Source organism: Streptomyces sp. 35G-GA-8, assembly GCF_023534745.1.
In the GTDB taxonomy this organism is placed as follows: domain Bacteria; phylum Actinomycetota; class Actinomycetes; order Streptomycetales; family Streptomycetaceae; genus Streptomyces.
Genome location: NZ_JAMHJQ010000007.1, coordinates 442,729 through 463,094 on the forward strand (window position 1 = coordinate 442,729; position 20,366 = coordinate 463,094).

The 20,366-nt window shown below is 70.2% G+C and carries 17 protein-coding genes and 3 pseudogenes; 12 read left to right on the top strand and 8 right to left on the bottom strand.

Annotated elements, in window-relative coordinates:
- Positions 1-33: 33 nt before the first annotated feature.
- Positions 34-1,485, bottom strand: coding sequence for a regulator (locus M1203_RS18765; protein WP_249950884.1), 1,452 nt, complete (start codon positions 1,483-1,485; stop codon positions 34-36).
- A gap of 273 nt (positions 1,486-1,758) precedes the next feature.
- On the opposite strand from M1203_RS18765, the gene lipB reads away from it, so the two are divergent.
- The 4 genes from lipB to M1203_RS18785 all read left to right on the top strand — a co-directional run bounded on the left by lipB (position 1,759) and on the right by M1203_RS18785 (position 4,997).
- Positions 1,759-2,556: a lipoyl(octanoyl) transferase LipB gene (lipB, locus tag M1203_RS18770; protein ID WP_249950885.1), complete on the top strand. Its 798-nt coding sequence runs from the start codon at positions 1,759-1,761 to the stop codon at positions 2,554-2,556.
- 218 nt (positions 2,557-2,774) lie between these two features.
- Entirely contained in the window at positions 2,775-3,737 is a 963-nt protein-coding gene (lipA, locus tag M1203_RS18775; protein ID WP_249950886.1) for a lipoyl synthase, read from the top strand.
- Between the two features lie 359 nt (positions 3,738-4,096).
- Positions 4,097-4,282 carry a hypothetical protein gene (locus M1203_RS18780; protein ID WP_249950943.1) on the top strand — a complete coding sequence of 62 codons (186 nt, stop codon included), beginning with the start codon at positions 4,097-4,099 and terminating at the stop codon, positions 4,280-4,282.
- 10 nt (positions 4,283-4,292) lie between these two features.
- Positions 4,293-4,997: a DUF4191 domain-containing protein gene (locus M1203_RS18785; protein WP_249950887.1), complete on the top strand. Its 705-nt coding sequence runs from the start codon at positions 4,293-4,295 to the stop codon at positions 4,995-4,997.
- A gap of 152 nt (positions 4,998-5,149) precedes the next feature.
- Here M1203_RS18785 and M1203_RS18790 read toward each other — a convergent pair whose 3' ends face one another.
- Positions 5,150-5,617, bottom strand: coding sequence for an RDD family protein (locus M1203_RS18790; protein ID WP_249950888.1), 468 nt, complete (start codon positions 5,615-5,617; stop codon positions 5,150-5,152).
- Positions 5,618-5,855: 238 nt separating this feature from the next.
- Here M1203_RS18790 and glnA point away from each other — a divergent pair, with 238 nt between their 5' ends.
- Positions 5,856-7,265: a type I glutamate--ammonia ligase gene (glnA, locus tag M1203_RS18795; protein ID WP_249950889.1), complete on the top strand. Its 1,410-nt coding sequence runs from the start codon at positions 5,856-5,858 to the stop codon at positions 7,263-7,265.
- Positions 7,266-7,732: 467 nt separating this feature from the next.
- Here the strand turns inward: glnA and M1203_RS18800 are convergent.
- The 3 genes and pseudogenes from M1203_RS18800 to M1203_RS18810 all read right to left on the bottom strand — a co-directional run.
- Positions 7,733-8,059 (bottom strand): annotated as a pseudogene (locus tag M1203_RS18800) (NUDIX domain-containing protein); the annotation flags it as partial.
- Entirely contained in the window at positions 8,056-8,421 is a 366-nt protein-coding gene (locus M1203_RS18805; RefSeq protein WP_249950890.1) for an ASCH domain-containing protein, read from the bottom strand. The pseudogene M1203_RS18800 and the gene M1203_RS18805, both read right to left, overlap by 4 nt.
- Positions 8,418-9,377: pseudogene (locus M1203_RS18810) on the bottom strand (hypothetical protein); the annotation flags it as partial. The pseudogene M1203_RS18810 and the gene M1203_RS18805, both read right to left, overlap by 4 nt.
- Before the next feature lie 87 nt (positions 9,378-9,464).
- Here M1203_RS18810 and M1203_RS18815 point away from each other — a divergent pair.
- The 4 genes and pseudogenes from M1203_RS18815 to M1203_RS18830 all read left to right on the top strand — a co-directional run bounded on the left by M1203_RS18815 (position 9,465) and on the right by M1203_RS18830 (position 13,195).
- Positions 9,465-10,130, top strand: a complete 666-nt coding sequence (locus M1203_RS18815) for a hypothetical protein (RefSeq protein WP_249950891.1) — start codon at positions 9,465-9,467, stop codon at positions 10,128-10,130.
- Positions 10,127-10,969 carry a class I SAM-dependent methyltransferase gene (locus M1203_RS18820; RefSeq protein WP_249950892.1) on the top strand — a complete coding sequence of 281 codons (843 nt, stop codon included), beginning with the start codon at positions 10,127-10,129 and terminating at the stop codon, positions 10,967-10,969. The genes M1203_RS18815 and M1203_RS18820 overlap by 4 nt, the downstream gene beginning before the upstream one ends.
- Positions 10,970-11,009: 40 nt before the next feature.
- A pseudogene (locus M1203_RS18825) lies at positions 11,010-11,308 on the top strand (dienelactone hydrolase family protein); the annotation flags it as partial.
- A 288-nt stretch (positions 11,309-11,596) separates the two neighbouring features.
- A complete protein-coding gene (locus M1203_RS18830; protein ID WP_249950893.1) occupies positions 11,597-13,195 on the top strand; it encodes a hypothetical protein in 1,599 nt (532 codons plus the stop codon).
- 132 nt (positions 13,196-13,327) lie between these two features.
- On the opposite strand, the gene M1203_RS18835 is transcribed toward M1203_RS18830, so the two are convergent.
- From M1203_RS18835 to M1203_RS18845, 3 genes are all read right to left on the bottom strand, one after another.
- The gene (locus tag M1203_RS18835; protein ID WP_249950894.1) at positions 13,328-14,281 is read right to left on the bottom strand and encodes a DUF5996 family protein; all 954 of its coding nucleotides are present in this window, start codon (positions 14,279-14,281) and stop codon (positions 13,328-13,330) included.
- Between the two features lie 236 nt (positions 14,282-14,517).
- Positions 14,518-15,177, bottom strand: coding sequence for a cyclopropane-fatty-acyl-phospholipid synthase family protein (locus M1203_RS18840; protein ID WP_249950895.1), 660 nt, complete (start codon positions 15,175-15,177; stop codon positions 14,518-14,520).
- A 79-nt stretch (positions 15,178-15,256) separates the two neighbouring features.
- The gene (locus M1203_RS18845) at positions 15,257-16,333 is read right to left on the bottom strand and encodes an NAD(P)/FAD-dependent oxidoreductase (protein WP_249950896.1); all 1,077 of its coding nucleotides are present in this window, start codon (positions 16,331-16,333) and stop codon (positions 15,257-15,259) included.
- Positions 16,334-16,507: 174 nt separating this feature from the next.
- Between M1203_RS18845 and M1203_RS18850 the strand changes: the two genes are divergently transcribed.
- From M1203_RS18850 to M1203_RS18860, 3 genes are all read left to right on the top strand, one after another.
- Positions 16,508-18,454: an SMI1/KNR4 family protein gene (locus M1203_RS18850; protein WP_249950897.1), complete on the top strand. Its 1,947-nt coding sequence runs from the start codon at positions 16,508-16,510 to the stop codon at positions 18,452-18,454.
- Positions 18,455-18,532: 78 nt separating this feature from the next.
- The gene (locus tag M1203_RS18855; protein ID WP_249950898.1) at positions 18,533-19,405 is read left to right on the top strand and encodes a 4-hydroxybenzoate octaprenyltransferase; all 873 of its coding nucleotides are present in this window, start codon (positions 18,533-18,535) and stop codon (positions 19,403-19,405) included.
- Between the two features lie 26 nt (positions 19,406-19,431).
- A complete protein-coding gene (locus M1203_RS18860; RefSeq protein ID WP_249950899.1) occupies positions 19,432-20,331 on the top strand; it encodes an oxygenase MpaB family protein in 900 nt (299 codons plus the stop codon).
- Positions 20,332-20,366 lie beyond the last annotated feature (35 nt).

The following is a 20,366-nucleotide window of genomic DNA, read 5'->3' on the forward strand; positions in this document are numbered from 1 at the left end:
GACCGGCTCAACTCTCGGCGGACGCAGGTGCGTTCAGCCGAGTGCCGCGACCCGGTCGCGGTAGTTCCGTACGGCTGCCGCGTCCCGGTACGGCTCCAGGCGCCGTTCGAAGTCCCGTACGTACTCCACCGCCCGCGCCGACCGCATCTCGGTGGCCTGCTGCGCCGCCTCCGCGCCCAGCAGGCACGCCTGGTCCAGCTCGCCGAGGCCCAGACGGCCGCAGGCGAGCACGACCCGGCAGAAGAGGCGGCTGCGCGCGAACGCCGGGGAGCGCAGCTGGAGTGAGCGCTCGGCGTGCTGCACGGCGGCGCGGTACTGCTGGAGATCGCGGTGGCAGTGCCCGAACTCGTCGGCGAGCTGCGCCTCGTCGAAGAAGCGGGCCCAGTGCGGGACGTCGTCGCCGGGGCGGGCCGTCCCCAGGGCGCGTTCCGCCCGTACGAGCGAGGCCGTACAGGCCCGTACCTCACCGAGGACGCCGTGGCCGCGGGCCTCGGCGGAGTGCAGCAGCGCCTGGACGACCGGGGGTGCGGACGCGCCGATGCCCTGCTGGGCGACGCGGGCCAGCTGGACGGCTTCCCGGCCGTGGCCGAGATAGACGGCCTGGCGGCTCATGGTGGTCAGGACGTACGAACCGTACGCCCGGTCGCCGGCCGCCTGGGAGAGCCGCAGGGCCTGGACGAAGTAGCGCTGGGCGAGCCCATGGGCGGCGATGTCGTACGAGGTCCAGCCCGCGAGCCGGGTCAGATCGGCCGCGGCGGCGAAGAGTCTGCGCCCGATGGTCTCCCCGTACAGACCGCGCAGCATCGGCTCGGCCTCGTGCTCCAGATAGCGGACGAGCGCCTGCCGGGCGTGCCCGCCGCCATAGGCGTGGTCGAGGGTGCGGAAGAGGTCACCGACCGAGCGCAGGGCCTCGATGTCCCCGGTGGTGACCCGCTGGCCGACGGCGCGTTCGGTGCGCTGCCGGGGGACGGCCGAGGACGCGGCTCTGCCCTGGGTGGGCACGCGGCCCCCGTTCTGCGGGGCGGCGGCCGGATGGGCCACTCGCTCGTCGGGGCGTCCGATCAGCCAGTCACGGCTGGGGACGACCAGCCCGGCCGGGGTGAACGCGATCTTGCGCAGTTCGCTGTGGCTGCCGGAGTCCTTGCGCCAGAGGCCGCCGACGATGTCGACGGCCTCCTCGGGCGTGGCGGCGAATTCGAGGCCCGCGTAGACGGGGGCGCAGGCGTCCAGGCCGAGATCCTGGGCGGAGAGCCGGCGGCCGAGGCGGCGGGTGAAGACCTCGGCGATGAGTGCGGGGGTGGTGCCGCGTGGTTGCTGTCCGCGCAGCCAGCGCGTCACCGACGTCTTGTCGTACCGCAGATCGAGGCCGTGCTCCAGACCGAGCTGATCCACCCGACGGGCGAGACCGGCGTGGGAGAAACCGGCTTCTGAGATGAGCGCGGCGAGCTGGCGGTTGGGGATGCGCTGCGGAGGTCGTTCCGACATCAGCTGTACGGTCTCCTGCCTTCCGGGCCCGGGGAGCAGCCCTCATGGAACGGCGCGAATTTAGTAGCAGTGACCGGTTTCACCGGCAGCTTCGTCCCATATTCATCCGTTCGTGTGAGGATCGAGGGCGTTGCTGACAAGCGGGCGGCGGCGGCCCGTCGGGAAGCCGCCGGGAGGTGCCCGGGAGCACCTGCCCGGCTCGCCGCCGAGGGCCCGCCGTACAGTGGCGAAGGCGCGATACGTGCACGGTGAAGGTTCTAAGGAGGCACTGCCGTGAGTGAGCTGCGGTACATCCGCCTGGGGTTCGGCGAGAAATCCGTCGAGTACCAGGAGGCATGGCAGGAGCAGCGCCGGGTACACGCGGCCCGCTTCGCGGACGAGATCCCCGACACCTGTCTGCTGTTGGAGCACCCGCCGGTGTACACGGCCGGACGGCGTACGGCGGACAGTGAACGCCCCCTGGACGGCACCCCCGTCGTCGATGTGGACCGCGGCGGGAAGATCACCTGGCACGGCCCCGGCCAGCTGGTGGGCTACCCGATCCTGAAGCTGCCGCGCCCGGTGGATGTCGTGGCGCATGTCCGCCGGCTCGAAGAGGCCCTGATCCGTACGGCCGCCGAGTTCGGTCTGGAGACCTCCCGGATCGAGGGCCGCAGCGGGGTGTGGGTGCTCGGGGATCCGGTGGCGCGACGGCCGGCCACGGGCGGGCTCTCGCTGGACTTCGACCCACGGGTGGCGGACGAGGAGTTCGACCCGCGGCTGAACGGTCCGGAGTACGCGCCGTCCAACGCGGGCCAGCGCCGGGAGGACCGCAAGCTCGCGGCGATAGGCATCCGGGTCGCCAAGGGCGTGACCATGCACGGCTTCTCGTTCAATGTGAACCCGGACAACACCTGGTTCGACCGGATCGTGCCGTGCGGGATCCGGGACGCGGGCGTCACCTCGCTGGCGTACGAGCTGGGCCGGGAGATCACGGTGGAGGAGGTCGTCCCGGTGGTGGAGAGGCATCTGCGGGACGTACTGGAGCACGCGGAGCCGAGGCCGCGCGAGGTCGAGCGCGCGAGCGCTTAGAACGTACCCACGGCCCGGCCGGGGCGTACAAGGTCCGGGGCGTACAAGGTCCGGGGCGTACACGGCCTCGGGCGGTGTACGGCCCGGGGGCTGGGCCGACCGGGGGAATGTGTCCCCCTGGCCACGGGTTGGCCACACGTAATGCCACGCAAATATCGGGCGTAACCTGGTGTTCGCCGAAGAATCGAATGCCGCGCCAGCAGAGAGAGGTGCCGGACGTGTCCGCTGTCGCACCCGACGGACGCAAGATGCTGCGCCTGGAGGTCCGGAACAGCCAGACCCCCATCGAGCGCAAGCCCGAGTGGATCAAGACCCGGGCGAAAATGGGTCCCGAGTACAAGCAGCTGCAGAACCTCGTGAAGAGCGAGGGGCTGCACACGGTCTGCCAGGAGGCGGGCTGTCCGAACATCTTCGAATGCTGGGAGGACCGCGAGGCGACCTTCCTCATCGGCGGTGACCAGTGCACCCGGCGCTGCGACTTCTGCCAGATCGACACGGGCAAGCCGGACGCGCTGGACCGCGACGAGCCGCGCCGCGTGGGCGAGTCCGTCGTCACGATGGATCTGAACTACGCCACGATCACCGGCGTCGCGCGCGACGACCTGGAGGACGGCGGCGCCTGGCTGTACGCGGAGACCGTGCGCCAGATCCACGCGCAGACGGCGGCGCGCGAGACCGGCGCCACCAAGGTCGAGCTGCTCGTCCCGGACTTCAACGCCGTACCGGAGCAGCTGGCCGAGGTCTTCTCCTCCCGGCCCGAGGTGCTCGCGCACAATGTCGAGACGGTGCCGCGGATCTTCAAGCGGATCCGCCCGGGGTTCCGGTACGAGCGCTCCCTCGAAGTGATCACACGGGCCCGTGAGGCGGGCCTGATCACCAAGTCCAATCTGATCCTGGGGATGGGCGAGGAGCGCGCCGAGGTCAGCGAGGCACTGCGGCAGCTGCACGAGGCGGGCTGCGAGCTGATCACGATCACGCAGTATCTGCGTCCGTCCGTACGTCACCATCCGGTCGAACGCTGGGTGAAGCCGCACGAGTTCGTCGAGCTGAAGGACGAGGCCGAGGAAATCGGCTTCTCCGGTGTGATGTCGGGACCGCTGGTGCGGTCGTCGTACCGCGCGGGCCGGCTGTACCAGCAGGCGATGGAGCGGCGCGGCGCGGCGGTCACCGCCCAGGCCTGACAAGGGATTCGGGCCTCGGCCAGGCTGTGTGAATCTGAGCACAAGCGACTACCCGGCAGTAAGGACGAGTCGTTCCGCGGCCCGTACTTCCCCGCAGGTCATGGGGGTGTACGGGCCGCGTCCGCGTCCACGGGGGTGGTCCGGGGGCCGCGTCAGGGTTTCATTCGCGTTTGACCGGTCGGTCACGCACTGGTAACACCAGTGAGTGACCCTGAATGCACGTTCCGCGTACAGGTGTCCACGCTTTCGCCGCTACGTTCACGTTCACCTTCACCGCTCCTGAAGGGACCGCCGCCATGCAGGTCGCGCCGGTACGACCCGTCACCGAAGTGGTGGCCGCGGCCACCCCCCGCACCCGCATGGTGCTGCCCTCCGTCTCCACCGCGCTGCGCGCCGTGGAGTACCTGCTCCTGAGCGGCGGCCAGCGCACGGCCCGCCGAAACGCCTGGACGGCCGTGCTGGAGGACCGCCGCAGGGCCAAGGACCGGGTCGAGGCGGAGCATGTACTGGAGGCCGTGTCCGAGGCCACCTCCCACGCCACGTAAACTTCTGGGCATGGCGAGGAAGGAAAACGCAGACACTGCTGCGAACCCGGGGCGACTGAAGCAGATCGCCCTTACCTACAAGATGACCCGGCGGGCCGACTCGAAGGTCGGTCTTGTCGTCGCGGGTGTGGGAATCGTCACCTTCGGTGTCTTCCTCGCGGTCGGCTTCTTGATCAACCACCCCATCTATCTGGGCATCCTGGGCTTCATCCTGGCGTTCCTCGCGATGGCGATCGTCTTCGGCCGCCGCGCCGAACGGGCCGCCTTCGGACAGATGGAGGGCCAGCCGGGAGCGGCGGCGGCCGTCCTGGAGAACGTCGGACGGGGCTGGACCACCACGCCCGCGGTGGCGATGAACCGTAACCAGGACGTCGTCCACCGGGCCGTCGGCAAGGCGGGCATCGTGCTGGTGGGCGAGGGCAACCCGAACCGGGTGAAGGGTCTGCTGGCGGCCGAGAAGAAGCGCATGGCGCGCATCGTGATGGACGTGCCGGTGCACGACATCATCGTCGGTGACGGCGAGGGCCAGGTGCCGCTGAAGAAGGTCCGTACGACGATGCTGAAGCTGCCCCGGGTGCTGGCCGGCCCGCAGGTGACGGCGGCCAACGACCGGCTGCGGGCGATGGGCGACCTGATGAGCAACATGCCGCTGCCGAAGGGGCCGATGCCCAAGGGCATGCGGATGCCCAAGGGCGGCGGCGGAAAGCCGCGCTGATCTTCGCGTACGCGGCTGGGCACACAGGTCGGAGAGCGTCAGAGGGCGGTCGGGAACGAGGTTCCGGACCGCCCTCTCTATGTGCTCATCCGTTGTAGTCGGATGTAGTCGGACACTGGGATCTACAACACTGGGATCTACGACACTGGGATCTACATCCGCACCTGTACGGCGCGGGCGAGGCGGTCGTGGAGCCCGCGGGCGTCGCGGTCCCAGATCAGCGCGGGGATGGCGAGGCAGAGCAGCGCGCTGCGTACGAGCGCCCGGCCGAATCCGATCCGCTCGCCGCTCTCGGTGATGACGCGCAGGCCGAAGAGGCGCTTGCCGGGTGTGAAGCCGACCGTACCGAGGGTGAGCACGCTGAGTACGAGAAGGACGCCGAGGGCCCAGTTGCCCGATGCCTGCCAGTCACCCCGGGCGAGCAGCCCGTATGCGATCAGCATGCACAGCGCCCAGTCGACGAAGAGGGCGCCGAAGCGCCGGCCGAGCGGGGCGACGGAGCCCGGTCCGTGCTCCGGCAGACCGAGCCGCTCGCCCCGGTAGCCGAAGTCGACGCCCATGTCCTCGGCCGCCGCGCGCGGGCCGGAGAGCCACGATCCGATTGCTTGCCTGTTGTCCACCCGTCCACGGTACTGGGACGCGTTCCCGGCCCCGGGAACGGGGTGGCCGTGGATACGCGGACGTGGGCGGAGGCGTCGTACGCCCCGGCGCGCACCCAGGCTGGTTAACTTCGGCGAAACAAATGGGTCATGCTGGAGAAATCCCGGAAACCTATGGTCGGGTCCAGCGTGTGCCACCGCACTGGCCGCACGACCGATAACCCCCGCCCCTCCCCGGGTCGGGAGGAGGAGGAGCTGGATGTTCCAGAACGCCGACGAGGCCAAGAAGTTCATCGCGGACGAGGACGTCAAGTTCGTCGACGTCCGTTTCTGCGACCTTCCTGGCGTGATGCAGCACTTCACGATCCCGGCGAAGGCGTTCGACCCGGCTGAGGAGCTGGCCTTCGACGGCTCGTCGATCCGCGGCTTCCAGGCCATCCACGAGTCGGACATGGCGCTGCGCGCGGACCTGTCGACGGCCCGGCTGGACCCCTTCCGTCGTGACAAGACGCTGAACCTCAACTTCTTCATCCACGACCCGATCACGGGCGAGCAGTACAGCCGCGACCCGCGCAACATCGCCAAGAAGGCCGAGGCGTACCTCGCCTCCACCGGCATCGCGGACACCGCGTACTTCGGCCCCGAGGCCGAGTTCTACGTCTTCGACAGCGTGCGTTTCAACACCACCGCGAACGAGGGCTTCTACCACATCGACTCCGAGGCCGGCGCCTGGAACACCGGTGCGCTCGAGGACAACCGCGGCTACAAGGTCCGCTACAAGGGCGGCTACTTCCCGGCCCCGCCGGTCGACCACTTCGCCGACCTGCGTGCCGAGATCTCCCTGGAGCTCGAGGCGTCCGGCCTCCAGGTCGAGCGCCAGCACCACGAGGTCGGCACGGCCGGCCAGGCGGAGATCAACTACAAGTTCAACACGCTGCTCGCCGCGGCCGACGACCTGATGCTCTTCAAGTACATCGTGAAGAACGTCGCCTGGCGCAACGGCAAGACCGCGACATTCATGCCCAAGCCGATCTTCGGTGACAACGGCTCCGGCATGCACGTCCACCAGTCCCTGTGGCAGGGCGGCACCCCGCTCTTCTACGACGAGCAGGGCTACGCGGGCCTCTCGGACACCGCCCGCTACTACATCGGCGGCATCCTCAAGCACGCCCCGTCGCTGCTGGCCTTCACCAACCCGACGGTGAACTCGTACCACCGCCTGGTCCCCGGCTTCGAGGCCCCGGTCAACCTGGTCTACTCGCAGCGCAACCGCTCGGCGGCCATGCGCATCCCGATCACGGGCTCGAACCCGAAGGCCAAGCGCGTCGAATTCCGCGCCCCTGACCCGTCCTCGAACCCGTACCTGGCCTTCTCGGCCCTCCTCCTCGCGGGCCTCGACGGCATCAAGAACAAGATCGAGCCGGCCGAGCCCATCGACAAGGACCTCTACGAACTCGCCCCGGAGGAGCACGCGGGCGTCCCCCAGGTCCCGACCTCCCTCCCGGCGGTCCTGGACGCGCTGGAGGCGGACAACGAGTACCTGCAGGCGGGCGGCGTCTTCACCTCGGACCTGATCGAGACGTGGATCGACTACAAGCGCACGAAGGAAATCGCCCCGATCCAACTGCGCCCGCACCCGCACGAGTTCGAGCTGTACTTCGACATCTAAAGCGCGGGGTCGGGTGAGCTGGGGGTGGGCCCCGAGAACCTGCTGTGACCTGGGGAAATACCGCTCGGCAGTGCTCACTGGTCCCAGCTGTCCTCCAAGGTCTTGTGCATCGGCCGCCGTGAAACTTGACCCGCCGTCAGATACGCAAGTGAGGGCCGCCATCTCCTCTCCGGAGATGGCGGCCCTCACTTGCGTGGCAGGTCATTCAGAACATTTCTTCGTCTCCTAGTAGTGAGCCGGTTCAGGGGGATGCTGTATGTGCCCCGACCGCCGCCTGGAGTAGCAGGGGGTCTGGTCTTCGCCGGCAACTGAATCAGCCGACCGCTCTGCCCTGAGCATGTGGGTCTCACCGTCCGGGGAACGGGCGGCGGATAGGTCTGAGCGCCTGGTGCGTGTGTCGCAGCATCAGATCAAGCACGCGGCCGGCTGCGCTGCGGCGGTAAGGGTGCCGTGACCAGACAGCAGGCAGGACCACTCCTGCCCCACGCTCCGTGGATGATGTGAGCGACCTTCAGAGCCTCCGGCTTCACGACCAGGCCGGTTTCCTCGTACAGCTCCCGCACCGCAGTCTGTGTGATCGACTCCCCCGGTTCGCTCTTGCCGACCGGCAGGTCCCACATGTCCTGGGCGAACTTGGCCTTCTCGCTGCGTTGCAGCAGCACGACGCGGTTGGTGGCCTTGTCGTGGACGATGACGGCCGCCATCAGCGGAGTCATGGATTCGAGGGCAGGCTTGAGCTCAGCAAGGGGGTTCGGGTGCGGAGCCGAGACGTTGCGCGTGAAGTCCGACGTCATGCCCGGTCAGCTACCACGCGCTTGATCTCAATGGCCAAGGCGCCGAGGGCTTCCTTCTCGGGCCCGTAGATGGAGCGGATGTTGGCCAGTTGTTCGTCGCGGCTCGCACAGGGGTTGACGTTGGCCGGGCCTTCGCCGTCGAGGAGCGCCTCGAACGTCTCGTACTCGATGACGCGCAGGACGCGGACGTCGCAGGTCTCGTCGGTGCCCTTGATGCGGAAGCGGATGGAGTCGCCCGCGGCAAGGCCTTCGAGGTTGGGGTACTTCACCCGCACCTCGATGGTCTTGGTGCCCGCCGCCACGAGCTCGAAGTACTGGCGGTAGAGGTTGAGTTCGCGAGTGCGGACTGTGGTGTCGGTCATGGGGCTGGGACGCTCCTGGGCGCTGGTGTCGTCATCATGCGGCCGATCTCGGCGGCCGAATACGAGCGGAAGAAGTGGCGGGGGTCAGACAGCAGGGTCTCGGTCAGCCCGAGGAGTTGGTCAGCGTACTGGGGCAACGAGCCGGGCCACTTCCGGGTGTCGAGCATCCAGTCGGCGGCGCCGTCGGGCAAGGGCGCCTGCCCTTCTCGTATCAGGGACTTGGACAGCTTCGCGCCGGTGTCGGTGACGATCTGCGGGCAGAAGAGGCGGGCCGGTAGCTGGGCCCGGGTGATCCCGACAGCTTGGAGGGCCTCGTCGACGAGGTGGGAGCCGAAGACCCAGTCGCCGCCCTTGACCATGACGTGGAGTGTGCCGCGTGGGTTCGACAGGGCCAGTTCCTTGACGAGGTTGCGGTACAGGGTGGCCAGGTCCAAGTACGCGCCCCTGGTCGGGGTGACGGCCACCTCATAGGGGCCGTGGTGGAGGCAGACGGCTGCGATCGTGGCAGCCTCCGAAGCAGTGGTGCGCACCTGAGTGCGTTCGGCGTGCTTCTCGGCCCAGCCGCAACCGAAGTGCGGGCAGGGCACACGGACATGTGGGACTCCGGTGGAAGGGGCGAGCCACCAGCGGGCGGCGTCGATGCGCGGCAAGACCCGTAACCAGGTGCGGCGGAAGTGCTCGCCGGCCTGCTGCCGGGTATATGTCTCGATGCGGTACGGGATGCCCAGGCGTCGTGACAGCGCGGTGAACAGCGGCTCATAGAGGGCGGTGACGAGGTCGGTGAGGGCCTGTTCACCGAGAGCTTGGGCGTAGGCGCGCTGGTAGCGGTGGCCGGTCGCCGGGTCGGTGGTCATGTCGTACGGCGCGTTGTCGAGGGCGCTGAAGAGGACTTCCGCCGGGAGACCGAAGCGGCCTCGGAGGCGAGCTGCCATGGCGAAGGCGAGGGACTGGACCATGTCTGCCTGGACCTGGGGCACTACGACGCGGCGGCCACGCATGCCCGTACCGCCCGCGCGTGTGCCGAGTCGGCCGGGCATGAGGGGATGCTGGCCTGGGTACGGGCGGTGGAGTCCCTGATCGCTTACTGGACGGGGCACTACGAGCAGGCGGCCCGGCTAGCCCAGGCGGGGCGCCAGCACCGATCGGAAGGAAGCATCGGTGCGCGACTCGCGAGCCTGGAGGCGCGTTCGCTGGCGATAGCGGGCGACGGGGTGGGCGCCGCAGGGGCGTTGGCGGACGCGGAACGCGCTCGGGCGGGAATGCTCGGGCACGACGAGGCACCGGGCCTCTTTACCTTTCCGGTTGCCAAGCAGTTCGCGTACGCCGGGACGACGCATCTGGCCATCGGCGGCCGTGCCCACGTCCAGCAGGCCATCGCCAGCGCGGACTCGGCAATCCGGCTCTACCACGGCGCCGAGGACGATGACCAGTCGGTCGGTGACCTCTTCGCAGCCCATCTCGACCTCGCCCGTGGCCACATGCTCCTGGACGACCTCGACGGTACCGAGGCGATGGTCGGCTTCGTACTTGAGGCACCGGTGGAGCGGGTGTCGGCGAGCATCGTGCGGAGGCTGGCTGATCTCGGTCGGGAGTTGGGCGGGCCGCAGTACGGTGGAGCTGCGCGAGCGACCCAGCTGCGCGAGCGCATCCAGCACACGGCCGTCCTCGCGGCCCCTTCCGCCGCCCGTCCTCCGGAGCTGCCGACGTGACCGAACTCTCCGCCGCCCACGACGCCGCTGTCACCGACCGTGACCGCCTTGCCGGGAGCGCCTACAACGGCGACCGGGACCTTGCCGCACGGCAGTCCCTGTACCAGTGGCAGACGCCTCGGCATGACCTTCCGGGCATCGTCGCCGAGCAGCTGAGCGCCGTGCGTGGGCGGGTCGTCGATGTCGGCTGCGGGAACGGCAAGTTCATCAAGCGGTTGCGCCAGGACCGACCGGATCTCGAAGTGCTGGGCCTGGACATCGCGCCCGGCATTTTCGCCGGCGTACCGGGGCCCGTCGCGGTGGCGGACGTGGCGAGGCTCCCGCTGGCCACGGCCAGCGTGGACGCCGCCCTGGCGCTGCACATGCTCTACCACACCCCGGACATCCCGCAGGCGGTGCGCGAGCTTTCCCGCGTCGTCACGGCTGACGGGCTGCTGATCGCCTCGACCAACAGCGACCGCGACAAGGCCGAGCTGGACGAGTTGTGGGTGCGCGCGGCCGGTGACGTCCTCGGCACCGGCCGCGGTCCCGCGCGGATCTCGCTCAGCGCCCGGTTCTCCCTGGAGAAGGCGCCGGCCTTCCTCGGCGAGGAGTTCGGCCGGGTCGAGACAATCGAACTGCCCGGCACCATCACCGTCCGCGAAGCCGGACCCGTGGTTGCGCACATGGCCTCGTACCAGGCCTGGGCGGACCAGCACGACGTGCCCTTCGAAGCCACCATCGAGCGGGCCCACACCATCCTGGACGAACACATCGCTCGGCACGGAGCGTTCGAGATCCACTGCCTGGGCGGCATCCTCGTCTGCTGCCGCCAGCGGCGGCGAGCTCGCTCCTTCTGATGCCCGCGCGGCGGAATGGTGGCGAGCTGCGGTGGCCGCTGCTGCCTGCTATCTCAGGTTCCTCACCGCCCAGCCCGAGGTCGCATCTGGGCCGGTCGGGGTGACCGGCTACTGCATAGGCGGCCTCCTGGCGCTGCGTACCGCCGCGGCCCATCCCGGCCGGGTGGCCGCCCTCGCCGCGTTCCACGCTTCCGTGGGCGCGGACGGGCCCGGTGTTCTCGCCGAGATCACCGCCGAGGTCCACTTCGGCCACGCCGAAAGCGATTCGACCCCGCAGGACTGCGGCGCCACTGGGACCGTCTGATCCCCCTCCTCGACCGCGCGGTGGCCAACAGCTGAGGCTCCGGCTCCCTTCGTGATCGGGGCGTGCCGGGCGACCCGGGTCGGCCGGGGCCCGTCGGCGGCTGGGCCCTCAACTGGGTCCGTGGGCCCTGCGGTTGGGCCCGGGCTCGTCCTTAGGCTGCTGTCGCTTGGGGGAACGGGTGGTGACGCCGGCGAGGAGAACAGATGAAGGGCTCCGACAGGTTCCAGATATGGCATGGGCATGCTAAGGCGCGGAGTGGCCCGTGGCTTGGTGGGCTCGGTGGGCTCGGGGACAGAGGCCAGGGCGGTGCCGAGTACGCCGCGATGGTCGGTGTCGTCTCGCTGGTCGTCGCGGCGATCGTCGGTCTGAGCGTCCCCGCCGACACGGCGACCGGACTGAAGAGCGCGGTGTGCCGAATACTCCACCCGCTCAGCGGCGCCGAGGCGTGTTCCTCGGGTGACTACGCGGGCGACGACGGCGGAGGCGACGGCGGGGACGGGGGCGATCCCGACGATCCCTTCGTACCCAACGGCGACCCCTTCGAGCCCGCGAAGTGTCTGCTGTCCCAGAACCAGACCAAGGCCACCGTCGTCATCCAGGTGGCCTTCATCAAGATCAGTTCCTCGGAGACGGTCAAGCTCCAGCAGTGGTCCGACGGAAGTGTCACCCTGGAGCGGGTGAATGAGACCGGGGGCGGGGTCACGGCGAGCATCTCCGCGGGGATTCCGGGCCTGAAGGACTGGGGTGGCAGCGCCTCGCTGAGCGGCAGCTATATGTCGGGCAGCGGCAGCGGCGGGCAGTGGCTCTTCAACGGGAACAAGACCGGCGATCCCCAGGCGGACCTGGCGGCCAACCTGGAGGACGCGCAGAAGTTCGCCGCGTACCTCAAAGCCAACGACGGCTGTAAATACCAGAGCGGCTACAACCCCGGGGCGGCGATGGGCGCTTGCGCCCAGGACGCGGCCTCCAAAAAACCCGACCTCGATCCGGAACTGGCGCCGGACGTCGACATCACCAAGACCTCGGTCGAGGCGTCCGGCGGAGTGAGCTTCGGGAAGTCCTTCAAGGGCAACGGCAAGAGCGGGAAGGACACCAAGGGCGGCAAGGACGGCAAGGGCGCCGACGGCCCCAAGGACCTCGGCAGCATCTCCGCCGAGGGACTGTCCGGCTCGATGACCGAGGACGTCGTCGTCATGCGCGCCAAAACCGGCCCCGACGCCGGCAAGATCACCTTCGTCTACACCTTCAGCGTCAGCGGCACAGCCGGCGCGGTCGGCCAGGCCAAAGGCAGCAGAATGCAGCAGGTCGCCGTCACCTACGACGCCGCCGCCTACGACCAGGAAGAAAAAGACGGCAAACCACACCACCCGCAGAAACTGACCATCACCACCAGCCAGGAAACCGGCGACGGCCCCGGCATCCAGACCGGCGCGGGAGCCAACGCCGGCCCCGTGACCATCGACGTCGGCGGCGGCGGCGGAACCATCAACTCCCAGATCCACACCGAATCCGCCGAGGTCACCCTCGACAACGACACCGACAGCACCACCGTCGAGGACTGGCTGCGCGGACGCGGCGACACCCCCGCAAGCAACCCACTGCCCACCCCCTCCGACGCCGCCGAAGCACTCGACGACGACGCCGGCCCCATCGAACGCCTCCTCCACGACAAGGGAAAACTCACCCGCCTCGACTACAACGCCAACACCGACTGGTGGAACGCCTCACTCGGCATCGGCTTCGGCATCTCCGCCGGACAACTCACCCTCGGATTCAAACTCTTCGGCATCGACATCACCCACGAAGAGAAAAACCAGACCATCACCGGCGACCCCACCTACGCCAAAGGCCCACAGAGCGGCGGCGCCCGCCCCTGGGTCGAATGGAAGAACTGCACCAGGACCAAACCCATCCCCACCTGACCGGCAGGGGGCAGGTCCCCGAGCCGGGGTGAGCGGCGGCGGCCAGGCTGGGCCCGCCGCCGCTCACCAGGCGCGCCGCCTGGCGCGGACTTCGTCGGCTGCCTCCAGGACTGCGGACGATCCCACCCCGCGTCAGCCGCGCTGGTGCTGGACGAGCGCGGGCGGTGTCCTGCTCATGTACCAGCCCTCGACGCGGGGTCCGACGAGGTCGGACGGCCAGCCCGCCGTCTCGACGGCGGCGTCGTAGACGGCGTCACCGAACGCCACAATGGCCTGGTGCGGGTCCGCTGTCTCCCTGAGCGTGGCCCACGGCAGAAGCACCAGACCGGCGTCGGGATGCCAGGCGGCGCCCTCGACACCCCAGGACCGGCCCTCAAGACCGTCCGGCTGGGGCCAGATATACGCGTACATGCCGACGTTCGGCGCCTTGGCGTCCCCGAAGGAGAACCCCACCGACACATACGCGTCGAGCTGGGCGTTCTGCATGAACGGCGGCCGGTGGGGCGGCGGCACGGTGGGCTGCGCCCGGAAACGCGTGGCGGACAGGTCGAAGCCGCCCCACATCACACCCACCCGGGGGCGGTGCCCCAGGAAGGGCGCCTGCCACGCCTCAAGCCCGTCAGCGGCAAGGTTCAGCGCTGTCCAGATCAGCCGGGCCGCGTGGCCGTCCCAGGTGCGTTCGGTGTGATCGTCCTCGAAGCGCGGCGGGGCATCCGGAATCTCACAGATCAACGAGCTGCGCGGTCGGTGTATGCCGAGCTCGTCCGCCGCGTCGCAGAAAGCCGCGTAGAACATGGCGACCGATCCCTTGGACAACGGCACCGTCCGCGAGCCGTTGTCCGCCTCGATGACCACGCCACCGTCGAGCAAGCTGTAGTGCACCGCGAAGGTCACGCCTCCCTGCCGAAAGGTTGGCGTACTGAGCCCACGAGGGGTGACATCGAGGACGATGTTTCCCCAGCCGGCCTCGAAGGGCTCGTCGAGGGTGTACTTGCCCGCGACCTGTACCACTCGGTTCACGTAGTCGACCATGGGCGCCAGGTCCTCATGGACCAGCGTCGGCCACGAACGGAGATCTTCGCTCACGGAGAGCCTCCCAGCGTGCCGATCGGACCAGCGGGACGGGACTCCGGTCCTGCGCCCGCTCCCCCGTGCGGCGACAGGCGGGCCTCACCGCGATCCTGTACTCAATTCTCACACGCGGGTCAGGGTCCTGCCCGCTCGGTGGCGCCGGGCAGCGGGCGGCGGGTGGCGGGCCGGGGGCGGCGGGCCGGGGCGTTCGTGTCCCGGCCCGCCGGTCCCCCGTCCCCCGGCCCGGGTTCTCAGTGGTCGGCGCCGACGCGGCGGACCTTGACCGCGTTGTCCGTACGGGTGGTCGGGCGGCCGTCCGGGGCCAGCTGGGTTCGTTCGTGTTCTTCGCTCAGCAGTACCTCCCACTGGCCGTCCGGGAGTTGGAGGGAGTCCAGGACCTCGTCCGGCTTGGGGAAGTGCACGGTGGGGTCGGGGTTCTGCTCCCAGGAGGGGTATCCCGCGTGTCCGGCGATCAGGAGCACGCCGCCGGGGGCGGTGGCCGAGGCCGCGGCCCGTAGCACCTCTTCCCGGGACGTGTCGCCGCGGAAGTAGAGGAAGTGGGCGGAGACGAGGTCGAAGGTTCCGGCGGGGAAGGAGGTGGCGAGGTCGTGCCGCCGCCAGTCGATACGGTCGCCTACCCCGGCCTCCGCCGCGTGCCGGGCCCCGCGGTCCAGGGCGACCTGGGAGATGTCGGTGGCGGTGACTCGCCAACCGCGCCGGGCGAGCCAGATCGCGTCGGCTCCCTCGCCGCAGCCGAGGTCCAGGGCGCTGCCCGGTTCCAGGGCGGTGACTTCCCGCACCAGTACGGTGTTGGGGTTTCCGCTCCAGACACGGTCGTTCTCGCCGTAGCGGGTGTCCCAGAACGTCTCGTCCGAGACGTCCGGGATGTCCGGGATGCTTTCGCGCGTCATTGGTGTGTTCTCCTCTTTCACCTGTGTATGGGAGCGCTCGCGGGCGATCCGGTCGATGATCGTCTTCTCCGTACGGAGGTCAGAGCCCGTGCCCGGAACCGCCGCGCACACGGTGCTCCGCGGCCTCCCGCTCCCGCCTCGGGGAGAAGGGATCGCGGCGGGCGGCGACGGCCAGGCGCGTGTCCTCGGCGATCAGGTCGGCGTTGATCGCACCGGCGGCGCGCAGGCCCGCGGCGGCGGCTCCGAGGACCTGCTCCATCAGATCGGTGACATTGCCGGCCGCCCATACCCCCGGCACGGCCGTCGCGCCGACCGGGTCGGAGGCGATGTACGTACCGATCACCTCGCCGTCCCTCGCCAGCTCGACGGGTGCCAGGCCCAGAGTCGTGAGCAGGTCCGCGCGGGCGGTGAAGCGCGGCGCGACCACCAGGGCGCGGACCGGGATCGTCCGTCCGCCCGCCAGGGTGACGCCGGTGAGCCGGTCGTCCGTCACCTCCAGACCGGTCACCTCGCCGTCCACCACGGCGATGTCGCGGGCGGCGAGCTGCTCGTACTCCTCCTCGCCCGGCTCGGGCGCGGTGCCCAGGAACAGCGTCACCTCGCTGCTCCATTGCCGCCACATCAGTGCCTGGTGTGTGGCGAGCGGCCCGGTGGCGAGGACGCCGATCGGCTGGTCGCGTACCTCCCAGCCATGGCAGTACGGGCAGTGGAGCACCTCGCGTCCCCACCGCTCGGCCACGCCGGGCACCGGCGGCAGTTCGTCGACCAGGCCGGTGGTCACCAGCAGCCGCCGCGCCAGAGCCGTGGTCCCGTCCGCGAGGGTGACACGGAAACCGCCGGTGTCCAGGCGCTCGGCCGCCACGGCGTCGCCCGTCATGATCTCGCCGCCGTAACCGGTCACCTCCTCACGGCCCGCGGCCAGCAGCTCCGAGGGGGGTGTGCCGTCACGCGTCAGGAAGTTGTGGACGTGGGACGCCGGGGCGTTGCGCGGCCGGCCCCCGTCGATCACCAGGACCGACCGCCGTGCCCGTGCCAGGGCCAGCGCCCCGCTCAGCCCGGCGGCTCCCCCGCCCACGACCACGACGTCATGGCGGCGCTCCCGGGCCCGAGGAGCAATGGTGCTGAAAGTCTTGCTCTGTCTTGTTTGATCACTCATGCGTACTCTTACCTCCGCTCACCGGAGATGGTCCGCCCACACTTCCCCCTTCGACAAACCTTCTTGCTGATTCCGCAAAGAGGGAGGGTCTATGGGAGCGCGTGCGGGAGGGTGCGCCCGGTGTCCCGGTGGAGCCGGGTGTCCGTTGTCAGTGGGCGCTGGCACCATGACCGCATGAAGACCTACAACTGGCGCCCCTTCCTTGAGCGGTGGAGTGCGGACTGGCTCGACTCGCCCGGCGCGCGGGGGCGCGGAGACGTGGACGAGACCGTCCTCCGGGACCGGTGGCTGGGGTTCCCGGCCGCCGGCGAGGACCGGATCACGGAGCTGGAGGCGCGGTTGGGGGTGACGCTGCCGCCCACCTACCGGTCGTTTCTGGCGACCACCGACGGGTGGCGGCCCGCGGGGACGGCCGTCAGCCGGGTGGGCGCGGCGGAGGGCGTCCACTGGTACGGGGATCCCGATGGCCTTCAGGCGGTCGATGAGGGCGCGTTGGACGAGTACGCCTCCGAGGAGGAGGTGCTGAGGGCCGGTATGTGGGGCAGGGCGCTGCGGCTGACCGCCGCCCCCGACACGGTCGAGGTCCTGCTCGACCCGGGCGATCCGGATGCCAACGGAGAGTGGGCCGCCTATCTCCACCGGGGCGGGGCGGGCGGCGAACGGCCGGAGCGCCACGGGTCGTTCATGGATCTCATGCAGGCCCTGTTCCGGGAGTTCCACCGCGCCCATGGGGACGACCCGAGGTTCGTGAACGAGACGACGCGCGAACTCGACGCCGATGTCGAAGAGGCGCGGTTGGCCTGTCTGGAAGGTGCGGACATCGATGGCGCGCTCGAACTGCTCATAGAGGCGGACGAGTGCGGCCGGCCGCGCGCCCATTGGCTGCGTGTCCAGATGGAGGGGATGCTGAGCGGCGGAGGGCGCGCGGGCGGCGACGGCGGCGACGGCCTCGGGGGCAGTTGGGGCAGCGGGTACGGCGACGGGGGGATGGACGATCCGTTGTACGCGCGCGAGCTTGTACCGCTGGCCGCGCTGGAGCACCTTGGGGCGGGCCGTGAGGAAGCGGAGTTCCTCCGGCCCCCCGACGGTCGTGCTCATGACGGGGACGACCGGAAGCAGGCGCTTGCCCTGCTGCGGGAGATCGGTGAGCGTACGTTCCGGTACGAGGCTCCCGGGCCCTTCGGCGAAGCGGTCGCCTCGGCGCGTGAACAGGCACGGTGGGGCGATACGGACGGCGCGTGGCGCACGCTGGCGGCGGCCGTGGCCGACTGGGAGCCGTACGGCGAGGAGCACATGGCTCCGGTGGGGCTGCTCGCCGACCCCCTCCTCGGGCCGGTGATCACCCCGGAGCGCGGGCGGTTCCTCCTGGAGACTCCCCGGGCCGACGGCCGGAGCGCGGTGGACGACGGTGGCGGTGTGAACGTGCCCCGGGCGAGGCTGGACGGGCTCGGCTGGCTCGCCGAGGACACCCGGCCACCGGTGCCGGACGCCTACCGCTTCGTCCTCGTCCACGACGTCTCCCCGCAGGAGCTTGCCGACCGGATCGGCCAGGGGCCGCTGTTGGCGCCGTGCGACGAGTCGGAGGCGGGGCAGGCCATACGCATCGGATCGTGCGGCTTCTGGGGAACGCACCCGGAGAAATGGAGTTTCGCGTTCGAGAGCGGGCGGATCGGTACGGAGCCGCCGAGTGAGGCGGTCTCGCGGGGCACGAAGTCGGTGACGGTGTGGTGCGAGCGCGGTGGCAGGTCCCCGGCGCACCCCGGCACCTTCCACTTCTCCTACGCCGAGGACGGGGAGCGCGTGTACGGATTCACCGTGCGCGACGGAGAGACCGAGCAGTGGGGAGTGATCCTCGACGTGCTCGACCCTGGGCATCTCTTCCCGGACGCGGGTACCGACTGGGACGAGGACTCGTACGACGACGAGGACTCGCACGACGCGGACGCGAACGCGCGCCCCGGCTCGGACGGCGACTCGGACGGCGGCGCCTCGGAAGGCAGTTGGGCTCTGGATCCCGATGACGAGTACGAGAGCCTTGACGCCATCTCGGAGGTGTTCGGGGTCTCCCTGCCGCGGTTCGCGCTCCGGCAGGGGCGACTGCACGCGATCGCGCCCGCGTAACTTCGATCCGGGAGCTAGGTTGGACCGATGACCCTAGCCCCGGCCCAAGCCCCGGCCCCGAGCCGCGCCGCCTGGTTAGTGGGCCGGGCCCCCGCCCGGGCCCGGCCGTATCTGGAGTTGCTGCGGCTGGACCGGCCGGTGGGGGCCTGGCTGCTGGTGGTCCCCGGATGGATAGCCCTGGGGGCGATAGCCGGGCCCCGGGAGGGGGTCATGCTCGGGCTGCTGCTCCTGGTGTACGGGGTGCTGTCGAGAGGGGCGGCCAGCGGGCTCAACGATGTACTGGACGCGCGGTTCGACGCGCAGGTGCCGCGTACGGCGGGGCGGCCCGTCGCCTCCGGGCGGCTGACGGCCGGGCGGGCACTGGTGCTGTGTGTCGCCGTCGGGGCCGTCGCTCCGCTGGTGATGGGGTTCTGGAGTGTGGAGGCCGTGGTGTGGGCGGCGGCCGGGGCGCCCCTCGCGGCGGTGTATCCGTACATGAAGCGGATCACCCACTGGCCGCATGTGTGGCTGGGGATCACCATCAACTGGACGCTTCCGCTGGTGTACGTCCTGCTCACCGGAGGGCTCGGACTCGGGGGCTGGGTGCTGTACGGGGCGCTGATCTGCTGGGCCGTGGGGACGGACGTGATCTACGCCTGCCAGGACCGGGAGGCCGATGTGCGGGCCGGGGTGCGGTCGGCCGCCGTGCTGCTGGGGCGCCGTAGCCGGGTGCTGGTGGGCGGCGTCTACGCGGGCTGTGTGGTGCTGCTCGCCTGGTTCGGGGTCGTGGCCGGGCTCGGGCCGCTGTACTGGCCGGGACTGTGTGTGGTCGCGGGGCAGTTGGGATGGCAGGTGTGGCGGGCCGACCCCGCGGACGTCGGAGCCTGCGGACGGGCGTTCGCCACCAACCCCCTGTGCGGGCTGCTCATCCTCATGGCCGTGCTCGCCGGGCGGGTCGGTACCCTCGGCTGAGGGACACGGACCCTGGAGGTGCCGAGGTGCTGGTGGGACTGCGGGAACGGATCGCGGCGGAACTCACGGCGACCATGCACGGCGGGGATCTCAAGCTGGAGCGGTACGCGGGGCCGCCCGGTGATCCCGGACTGTTCGGGATCGCGCCGGGGGACCCGGTGTGGCGGGTGCACGGGCATGCCACCGGGATGCTCACCGGAGGGTTCGCCGCGCTCATGCTCCAGTCGCTGCATCCGCTGGCCATGGCGGGGGTCGACCAGCACTCCGACTTCCGGGCCGATCCGGTCGGGCGGCTGAACGGAACCGTACGGTTCATCACCACGACGACCTTCGGCTCCTCGGCCGCCGCCCGCGAGGTGATCGACCTCGTCCGGCGGATCCACACCCGGGTACACGGCACCGCGCCCGACGGCCGGCCGTACCGCGCGGACGATCCCGACCTGCTCACCTGGGTGCACACCGCCGAGGTACACAGCTTTCTCGCCGGCCACCAGGTCTACGCACCCGGGCCGCTCCGGCTGACCCCCGCCGAGTGCGACGCCTACTACCGCCAAGCCGCCCCCATGGCCGAGGCGTTGGGCGCGCGGAACGTACCGCGCACCTCCGTCGAAGCCGAGCGCTATCTGACCCGCCTCCGCCCCCAACTCCACGCCACTCCGGCCGCGTTGGACTCGGTGCTGTTCCTCCGCCGCTTCGGACGCACACGACGGGAGCGGCTGGTCGTAGGCCTGCTCACCAACGCCTCGGTCGGACTCCTCCCCGACTGGGCCCGGACCGAACTCGGCATCCACCGCCCGGCCCCCGTACGTACCGGCTGGGACCGGCCCCTGGCGACGGCCGTCGGACGCACCCTCCAATGGGGGCTCGGACCCTCCCGGATCCAGGCCGCCGCACGGGGGCGGCTGGCGGGGGCGCGGCAGGGATGACGCCGAGATCTTCGCGGCGTCCGGCAACAGCACGC